Consider the following 8,273-nt stretch of genomic DNA (forward strand, 5'->3'; position numbering starts at 1 on the left):
GGCGTGTTGGTACACGCCGCCCGCCTGAATGTGGTCAGGTTTGCGATCCGCGCTTAGCGGCAGATGCGCACGCGTTCGTGGTGGCGCCACACGATGCGGCAATCGCGGGCATAGCCATGGCGCTCCCACCGGCGGTGTTCCCAGCGACGGCTTTCCCAGCCGCGGCGATCACCGCGATGGTCCCAGCCGCGGTTGTTCCAGCCCCGATTGTCCCAGCCGCGGTGATCTCCGCGGTGGCTGTGCTCCCAACCTTGCGGATGCGCCTGCGCGGCAGCGGGGGTAAGCAGCGCGGCGGCCAGGGCCACGCCAGCGATCTTGGTCAGTTTGGCTAGCATCGTGTTCTTCCTGCGTTAGGTCCTCAACGTAGGAAAAAACGTCTGCGCCTTTCAGGATGTTCCCAGTCTGAATGGCTTGTACCAGCTGCGTACAGACTCTGTCCGGCCTTGTTCAGCCGCACTGGCCGCGATGCAGCAGCTTCTGGTCGGCCAGAACCAGCGCCATCATCGCTTCCACCACCGGCACGCCGCGAATGCCCACGCAGGGGTCATGCCGGCCCTTGGTGAACAGGTCAGTCGCCTCGCCGTCGCGGGTGATCGTGGGCATGGGGGTGAGGATCGAGGACGTTGGCTTGAACGCCACGCGCACTGTCACCGGCTGGCCGGTGGAAATGCCCCCGGCAATGCCGCCGGCATGGTTGGCCAGGAACTCAGGGCCATGGTTGCCGCCATCGCTGCACGGGCGCATCGGATCGGCATTGCCTTCGCCGGTATTGGCGGCCGCAGCAAAGCCATCGCCGATTTCCACGCCCTTGACCGCGTTGATGCCCATCATCGCATGGGCCAGCTCGGCGTCCAGCTTGGCATAGAGCGGCGCGCCCCAGCCGGCGGGCACGCCGGTGGCCACGCATTCCACCACCGCGCCCAGCGAAGAGCCGGCCTTGCGCGCCTTGTCCACCAGTGCTTCCCAGCGCGCGGCGGCCTGGGCATCGGGGCAGAAGAACGGATTCTGGCCGATCTGCGCGGCATCGAAATTCGCCATGTCGATGGCATCGCCACCGATCGCGCTGACCCAGGCCAGGATCGTCACTTCCGGGATCACCAGCCGCGCCACGCCGCCCGCAGCCACGCGCGCGGCGGTTTCGCGTGCCGAAGACCGCCCACCGCCGCGATAGTCGCGAAAGCCGTACTTGGCATCATAGGCATAGTCGGCATGGCCCGGGCGATAGGCCTTGGCCACCTCGGAATAGTCCTTGGAGCGCTGGTCGGTGTTCTCGATCATCAGGCTGATCGGGGTGCCGGTGGTGCGCCCTTCGAACACGCCCGACAGGATCTTGACCTGGTCGGGCTCGTTGCGCTGGGTGGTAAAGCGCGACTGGCCCGGCCGGCGCGCGTCCAGATAGGGTTGGATCATCCCTTCATCGATCGCCAGCCCGGGCGGGCAGCCATCCACCACGGCGCCCAGCGCCGGCCCATGGCTTTCCCCCCAGGTGGTGAAGCGGAACAGGTGTCCGAAGGAATTGATGCTCATGGGGCCAGCGCTCTGTCTTATGGCGCGGGAAATGTCCACTGGTCGATGGCGGCGCGGCGCACTAAGGCGCTTGACCCATGTACCTCGTCGTCTTCCGCAACCGCAAGCACGCCGGCATCGATGCCGCCGCTTACGCCGCCGATGCCCAGGCGATGGAAGACCTGGCGCGTCGCCAGCCCGGCTTCCGCAGCTTCAAATCCTATGTCGCCGACGATGGCGAAGTGATCGCCCTGTCGGAATGGGACAGCGAAGCGGCGGCGCGTGCCTGGCGTACCCAGGCCGATCACGCGCAGGTGCAAGGTCGCGGCCGGTCTGATTACTACGAAAGCTATACCCTGTTCGCCGGCACCCCCAGCCGTATCCACCATTTCGAGAGGACCAAGGCATGAGCCTGACCGTCTATGGCATCCCTAACTGCGACACCGTGAAAAAGGCGCGTACCTGGCTTGATGGGCAGGGGCTGGCCTACACGTTCCACGACTACAAGAAGCAGGGCGCCGATGCAGGCCAGGTGGCGCGCTGGGTGGCGCAGGCCGGGCTGGACAAGGTGCTCAACAAGGCCGGCACCACGTTCCGCAAGCTGCCCGAGGAAGACAAGGCCGACCTCACCACCGCCAAGGCCGTGGCCCTGATGGTGGCGCAGCCGTCGCTGATCAAGCGGCCGATCGTGGAGCATCCCGGCGGCCTGCTCGTGGGCTTCAAGCCGGCCGAATGGGAAGCCGCGCTAAGCCCCGCGTAAATCAGGCCCGCGTGACCGTGACGATGTAGTTGAGCGCCAGATCGTCTGACAGGTGTAGGCCCTTGGCCGGGTTCCAGGCGATGCCCTGCGGGTTGCCCATCTTGAGGCCGGCCGCGTCGAGCAGGTCGTGCAGTTCCAGCGGGGTGATGAAATCGTCCCAGTGGTGCGTGCCGCGCGGTACCATGCCCAGGCGCTCGGCCGCCTCGATCATCAACAGGCGCGAGGCGGGGGTGCGGTTGGGGGTGGACAGCACCATCAACCCGCCTTGGCTCAGCGTTGCTGCCAGCGCCGCCACGAAGGCGGGCTTGTCGGCCACATGCTCGATCACTTCCATCGAGGTGACGAGGTCGAACCCGGCCAGGCCAAGGTCCGCCAGTTCGCCATGGCGATAGTCGATCGCCAGGCCGGCTCCCTCGGCATGGGCGCGCGCGGCCGCGATGTTTTCCGCCGCTGCATCCACTGCGGTGACATCCGCGCCCATGCGGCACAGCGGCTCTGCCAAGAGGCCCGCGCCACAGCCCACATCGAGCGCGCGCTTGCCCGCCAGGGGGCGCAAGGCGCGGGGATCGGCGCCGAAATGCGTGTCGATCGCGGCGCGGATGAAGGCCAGGCGCACGGGATTGAGGCGATGGAGCATGGCCGATTGGCCCTTCGGATCCCACCAGTCGGCCGCCAACTTGCCGAAATGGGCGGCTTCTTCCGGGCGGATGGTCTGCGCGTTCAAGGATGTTGCATTGCTCATGCCACCTCCCTAAAGCGCCGCTTTCGCATGGTCCATGGGTCATGCGGGCAAGATTCTTTCTTTTGGCAGGTGGACAGGAGCACAAGCGTTGGCCCGGATCGTGATGAAATTCGGCGGCACCTCGATGGCCGGAACCGAGCGAATCCGCCGCGTCGCGCGGATCGTGCAGCGCCAGCAGGCCGCCGGCCATGAAGTGGCGGTGGTGGTTTCGGCCATGGCCGGGGAAACCGATCGCCTCGTCAACTTCTGCCGCGAAGCCAGCGCGCTCTATGATCCGGCGGAATACGATGTGGTGGTGGCCAGCGGCGAGCAGGTGACCTCGGGCCTTCTGGCCATGCATCTCCAGGCGCTGGGCTGCAAGGCGCGCTCGTGGCTGGGCTGGCAATTGCCGGTGCGCACCGATGATGCCTTTTCCAAGGCACGCATCGAAGGCATCGATTCGGCCGAACTGCTGGCCAGCATGGGCGCGGGCGAGATCGCCGTGATCCCCGGCTTCCAGGGGCTGACCGAGAGCAACCGCATCACCACGCTGGGCCGTGGCGGATCGGATACCTCGGCCGTGGCCGTGGCCGCCGCGATCGGCGCCGACCGCTGCGATATCTATACCGACGTGGACGGGGTCTATACCACCGACCCGCGCATCGTGGCCAAGGCGCGCAAGCTCAAGGCCGTGACCTACGAAGAAATGCTGGAACTGGCCTCGGTCGGTTCCAAGGTCCTGCAAACCCGCTCCGTCTCGCTTGCGATGAAGGAGAACGTGCGGGTGCAGGTGTTGTCATCCTTCATCGACGACGATGCGCCGGCCGCCGACACCATCCCCGGCACGATGATCGTCGCGGACGAGGAACTGGAAGGGTACGAAATGGAACGCCAGCTGATCACCGGCATCGCCGCCGACAAGAACGAGGCCAAGGTCACTCTCACGCGGATCGCGGATCGCCCCGGCGCCGTCGCCTCGATCTTTGCCCCGCTGGCCGAAGCCAACATCAACGTCGACATGATCATCCAGAACATCGCCAAGGACAAGGGCGAGACGGATGTGACTTTCACCTGCCCGCAGGCCGACCTTGCCCGCACCCAGGCCCTGCTGGAAGAGCGCAAGGACCAGATCGGCTGGTATCGCCTGATCGCCGACAGCAAGGTGGCTAAGGTTTCGGTGGTCGGCGTGGGCATGCGCAGCCACGCCGGCGTCGCCAGCACGATGTTCAAGTCGCTGGCCGATCGCGGCATCAATATCCAGGCTATCTCGACCAGCGAAATCAAGGTTTCGGTGCTGATCGATGCCGACGAGGTGGAACTGGCCGTGCGCATCCTGCACACCGCCTACGGCCTCGACGCCCAGTAACCCGCTAAAAACTAGCCCCCTCCTCTTCAGAGGAGGGGGTTGGGGGTGGTGGAAACCTTCCTCCACCCTACGCGATTACCCCTTCACCTTCGCAGCAAAGCTCTTGCGCAGTTTCATCAGCTTGGGCGGGATCACCGCCAGGCAATAGGGATTGCGCTGGCCTTCGCCTTCCCAATACTCCTGGTGGTAATCCTCGGCCGGATACCACGGGGCGACCGGCTCGATGCTGGTGACGATCGGCGCATCGCGCTCTGCCTGGGCGCGGGCGATCCCGGCCTTGGCTTCCTCTTCCTGCGCGGCATCGAGCGGAAACAGCGCCGAGCGGTATTGCGTGCCCACGTCGTTGCCCTGGCGGTTGAGCTGCGTCGGATCGTGGGTGGCAAAGAAGATGTCGAGCAGCTGACTGTAGTCGATCACGGCGGGATCGAACGTCACGCGAATCGCTTCGGCATGGCCGGTCGTGCCGCTGCACACCTGCTTGTACGTGGGATTTTCGCTGGTGCCGCCGATATAGCCGCTTTCCACGTTGGAAACGCCGATCACGTCGCGGAACACCGCTTCGGTGCACCAGAAGCAGCCACCGGCCAGAATGGCCTGGTTGGCGGCGGAGGGGGTGGCGGAGGACGTCGCCATGCGGGGGAACCCTTTCTGCAAGATTTGCTGCCCAGATAGGAACGGGCGGGGCGCCTGTCATCCTCTGGCGCGCGAATTGCCCGCCGGGGTAGCCCGCTGTCGTTGAATTGACACGCCCAAGGGCATAGATGCACGGCCATGACCCAGCTTTCCGTGGCCGCGCTCCAGCTTGCGCTCAACTCGCCCGATGCGGCAGACAACATCGCCGCCGTTTCCGCCCTGGTGGAACAGGCCGCCGCGCAAGGCGCGCAGGTGGTTCTGCCGCCCGAGCTGTTTGCCGGCCCCTATTTCTGCGTGACCGAGGACGAGGCGCGCTTTGCCCTGGCCCATCCGCTCGACCAGGACCCGTCGGTCAAGGCGATGCAGCAGCTGGCCAAGGGCCTGGGCATTGCCATCCCTACCAGCTTTTTCGAGCGGGAAGGGCCGCACTACTACAATACCCTGGCGATGATCGACGCCGATGGCGAGATCATGGGCACCTATCGCAAGAGCCACATTCCCGATGGCCCGGGTTATGAGGAAAAGTACTATTTCCGCCCCGGCAACACCGGGTTCAAGGTGTGGGACGTGTTCGGCACGTGCATCGGCGTGGGCATCTGCTGGGACCAGTGGTATCCCGAATGCGCGCGGGCGATGGCGCTGATGGGCGCGCAGGTGCTGTTCTATCCCACCGCGATCGGCAGCGAGCCTTATGACGCCGATCTCGACACCAGTCGCGTGTGGCGCCGCGCCATGCTCGGCCATGCCGCATCCAACTGCATGCCGGTGGTGGCTGCCAACCGCATCGGCGTGGAAGAAAACGACCAGGCGTTCTACGGGCACAGCTTCATCGCCAATGAATGGGGTGATTTCCTCGCGGAATATGGCGCGGGGGAAACCGGCGTGCTGGCCGCCACGCTCGACCTTGATGCCGCAGCCCGGCACCGCGCCGGCATGGGCTTCTTCCGCGATCGTCGCCCGCAGCTTTACACCCGCCTGTCGCAGGATATCTGATCGGGCATGCCCGCCACCGCGCTGCACCGGTATCTGATCGCCCTGGGTTCCAACGTGCGCCACCCGCGCCACGGGGCTCCGGCGCAGGTGCTGCGCGCGGCGGCGCGTGCGCTCGATGATGCGGGCCTGGCGCTGCAGGCCTTTTCGCCGATCATCGCCAGCGCGCCGCTCGGTCCATCGCGGCGGCGCTATGCCAATGCCTGCGCGGTGATCGCCACCCGGCTCGATCCGCCGCAGCTGTTGGCCCAGTTGCAGGGCCTGGAGCACCGCTTCGGCCGCGTGCGCCGCGGCGCTCCGTGGCGGGCGCGCACGCTCGATCTCGATATCGTGTTGTGGTCGGGCGGGGCGCTGGCGGATATTCACGCCAACCTGGTCATCCCGCATCCCGCGTTCCGCCAGCGCCCGTTCGTGATGGGCCCAGCCATGCGCATCGCCCCCGATTGGCGCGACCCACTCACAGGTTTGGCGACAAAACACCTGGCTTCCCGCTTGACCCGCCGCCGCCCCGCCCCTAGGTGAGCGCACCAACCAAGCGCCAAGCCGCGCCTCGGGGGCCCTTAGCTCAGTCGGTAGAGCAACTGACTTTTAATCAGTAGGTCGCTGGTTCGAATCCAGCAGGGCTCACCATTTAAAAACAACAACTTAAGCGACATTTTCATGGCGGCGCTTCACGGCTTAGCAACCACATCGCAACCACGCTGAAAAGCAATCTGTGGCACTGCAGGGCATACGCGATGCTCATCCGTGACGTGTGGCTCGCCAAGTCTGAAGCCGGGCTCGCAATGCCCAACCTTCAGCTTGTGCGCGATTCGCTTTATTCCTGCCTGTTTAATGAATCCGCATAGGTGCTTTGAGGGTACTCTGTGTCGGCGTGCGTACTCCATCGCATCCCCAAACTCTGCTCGGCGCCGACGGTCTATGACAGTTTCGTTTGACAGCGATTCGCTCCACCAAAACATCGCGAGAAGCGCCAGCTTGAACGGCTGATCGCTCACATCGTTACGCGATCCATGCCGGGTGCCCACCTCGTCATCGACCAAGTCCGATAGGATTTCTTGATGACCGCATCTGATTAGCCATCTCACCAAGCGATAAGTCGTCCGCAGCATCCAATCCTCTGGGGCCTCGGTGGTCAGCTGTTCTGCCGAGGAAAGCTTTGGATATGCCCATATGCGGCTGAGCCAACCACGTCGAATTAGTGCGGCCTCACGCAGAAACAGCCTCTTTACGACTGGCGCTGGATTGCTGCGTTTGAATACATTTTGCTCGGAAGGGTCCTCTAGGCGCCTCATGTGTCCTCCTTAGGAGGGACACATTAGCGAAAGTTGACTCGATGTAAAGTGTCCTCGTCACTGGGGACACATATGGCGCGAAAACCTCCTGTAACAGGCGTATTTTTACGAAAAACCCCATGATATTTCGGATTTTCCAAAACGGTAAACCCGTGAGTGCAGGTCGCTCGGCCTTGCACTTTCGTCGTTATGGAGAGTACCATGAGGAAAAAATCGTTCACCAAAGGTCCGGACAAGCTTGCCGCGTCTGATCATCAGCGTCGTCCCGGATCAACCAGCGTTGCCGGCAAGGGAAAATCGCCAAGCAGTCATGCTGAGCGGCGTCCTGCTTGTTCTGCCCCGGTGTCCAAGGAAATCGGTATAGAGCGCCAAGCCCTGGCAGACTGGCTCGAAGAGGTTATGAAATCCAAGAGCCGCTGCCGGAAAGAGCTTAAGCGCCTGCGTGCCTCGGTTGTCGAGCAAACCGCTTCCGGCGATATGTCTACCCCGAAGGTCCGATACTTCGACGAGAAATGGTTGGCCGCACGCTGGGGAATGTCCGTGAAGCATGTCCGCACCCTGCGTTATGCTGGCGATGGACCGAAGGTCACTTATTTCGGGCGGAGTGTGCGCTATCGCTTGCGCGATGTTACCGCATACGAGCGGGAACATTCATTCGCGAGCAGGTCGGCCAAAGATCAGGCCAACAAGGCAAAGTGAGAATTATAGCGGAGGGGAAAACCCCTCCGCTTACGTTCGAGCCATGTAATATATACAGGTGAATAGGCTAATCACTATTATGACCAAGCCTAGTGCCATAGAGTGCTCTCTAGAGCCATATAGGCAACACCTGCTCATCAAGGATTTTTCCAAATGGCAGGATACCCAAAGAGATCGCCTAGAGCGACTTTAAAAAATCAATTGACTAAGAGCCCGATCCGAAAGTTGTTGAGCGATACCAGTATGTTGTGATTCACGCCGTCCTTGCGAGAAGATGGTGTGACCAATGGCATGGACTGATAT

Annotated in this window: 10 protein-coding genes and 1 tRNA gene; 7 read left to right on the forward strand and 4 right to left on the reverse strand. The window is 63.4% G+C overall.

The window, feature by feature from the left end:
• Window positions 1–53: 53 nt before the first annotated feature.
• Window positions 54–335 carry a hypothetical protein gene (locus C8K14_RS12610; protein ID WP_054130826.1) on the reverse strand — a complete coding sequence of 94 codons (282 nt, stop codon included), beginning with the start codon at window positions 333–335 and terminating at the stop codon, window positions 54–56.
• Between the two features lie 112 nt (window positions 336–447).
• Window positions 448–1,527, reverse strand: coding sequence for a chorismate synthase (gene aroC / locus C8K14_RS12615; RefSeq protein WP_107716905.1), 1,080 nt, complete (start codon window positions 1,525–1,527; stop codon window positions 448–450).
• 77 nt (window positions 1,528–1,604) lie between these two features.
• On the opposite strand from aroC, the gene C8K14_RS12620 reads away from it, so the two are divergent.
• The gene (locus C8K14_RS12620; protein ID WP_054130825.1) at window positions 1,605–1,916 is read left to right on the forward strand and encodes an antibiotic biosynthesis monooxygenase; all 312 of its coding nucleotides are present in this window, start codon (window positions 1,605–1,607) and stop codon (window positions 1,914–1,916) included.
• Window positions 1,913–2,266, forward strand: a complete 354-nt coding sequence (locus tag C8K14_RS12625; RefSeq protein WP_107716906.1) for an arsenate reductase — start codon at window positions 1,913–1,915, stop codon at window positions 2,264–2,266. Before C8K14_RS12620 ends, C8K14_RS12625 begins: the two co-directional genes overlap by 4 nt.
• A gap of 1 nt (window position 2,267) precedes the next feature.
• Here the strand turns inward: C8K14_RS12625 and ubiG are convergent, their stop codons facing one another.
• Window positions 2,268–3,008, reverse strand: coding sequence for a bifunctional 2-polyprenyl-6-hydroxyphenol methylase/3-demethylubiquinol 3-O-methyltransferase UbiG (gene ubiG, locus C8K14_RS12630; RefSeq protein ID WP_107716907.1), 741 nt, complete (start codon window positions 3,006–3,008; stop codon window positions 2,268–2,270).
• A gap of 103 nt (window positions 3,009–3,111) precedes the next feature.
• Between ubiG and C8K14_RS12635 the strand changes: the two genes are divergently transcribed.
• Window positions 3,112–4,353 carry an aspartate kinase gene (locus C8K14_RS12635; protein ID WP_171792895.1) on the forward strand — a complete coding sequence of 414 codons (1,242 nt, stop codon included), beginning with the start codon at window positions 3,112–3,114 and terminating at the stop codon, window positions 4,351–4,353.
• A 75-nt stretch (window positions 4,354–4,428) separates the two neighbouring features.
• Here C8K14_RS12635 and msrA read toward each other — a convergent pair whose 3' ends face one another.
• A complete protein-coding gene (gene msrA / locus C8K14_RS12640; RefSeq protein ID WP_107716908.1) occupies window positions 4,429–4,986 on the reverse strand; it encodes a peptide-methionine (S)-S-oxide reductase MsrA in 558 nt (185 codons plus the stop codon).
• 138 nt (window positions 4,987–5,124) lie between these two features.
• Here msrA and aguB point away from each other — a divergent pair, with 138 nt between their 5' ends.
• The 4 genes from aguB to C8K14_RS12660 all read left to right on the forward strand — a co-directional run bounded on the left by aguB (window position 5,125) and on the right by C8K14_RS12660 (window position 7,970).
• Entirely contained in the window at window positions 5,125–5,979 is an 855-nt protein-coding gene (gene aguB, locus C8K14_RS12645) for an N-carbamoylputrescine amidase (protein ID WP_107716909.1), read from the forward strand.
• Window positions 5,980–5,985: 6 nt separating this feature from the next.
• On the forward strand, window positions 5,986–6,498 hold the full coding sequence (gene folK, locus C8K14_RS12650; protein WP_107716910.1) for a 2-amino-4-hydroxy-6-hydroxymethyldihydropteridine diphosphokinase: 513 nt from the start codon (window positions 5,986–5,988) through the stop codon (window positions 6,496–6,498).
• Between the two features lie 32 nt (window positions 6,499–6,530).
• Window positions 6,531–6,606: transfer RNA gene (locus C8K14_RS12655), tRNA-Lys, on the forward strand.
• 854 nt (window positions 6,607–7,460) lie between these two features.
• Complete coding sequence (locus C8K14_RS12660; RefSeq protein WP_133726809.1) at window positions 7,461–7,970, forward strand: AlpA family transcriptional regulator; 510 nt, start codon at window positions 7,461–7,463, stop codon at window positions 7,968–7,970.
• Window positions 7,971–8,273: the final 303 nt, after the last annotated feature.

Source organism: Novosphingobium sp. GV079 (assembly GCF_003058045.1).
Classification (GTDB): Bacteria; Pseudomonadota; Alphaproteobacteria; order Sphingomonadales; family Sphingomonadaceae; genus Novosphingobium; species Novosphingobium capsulatum.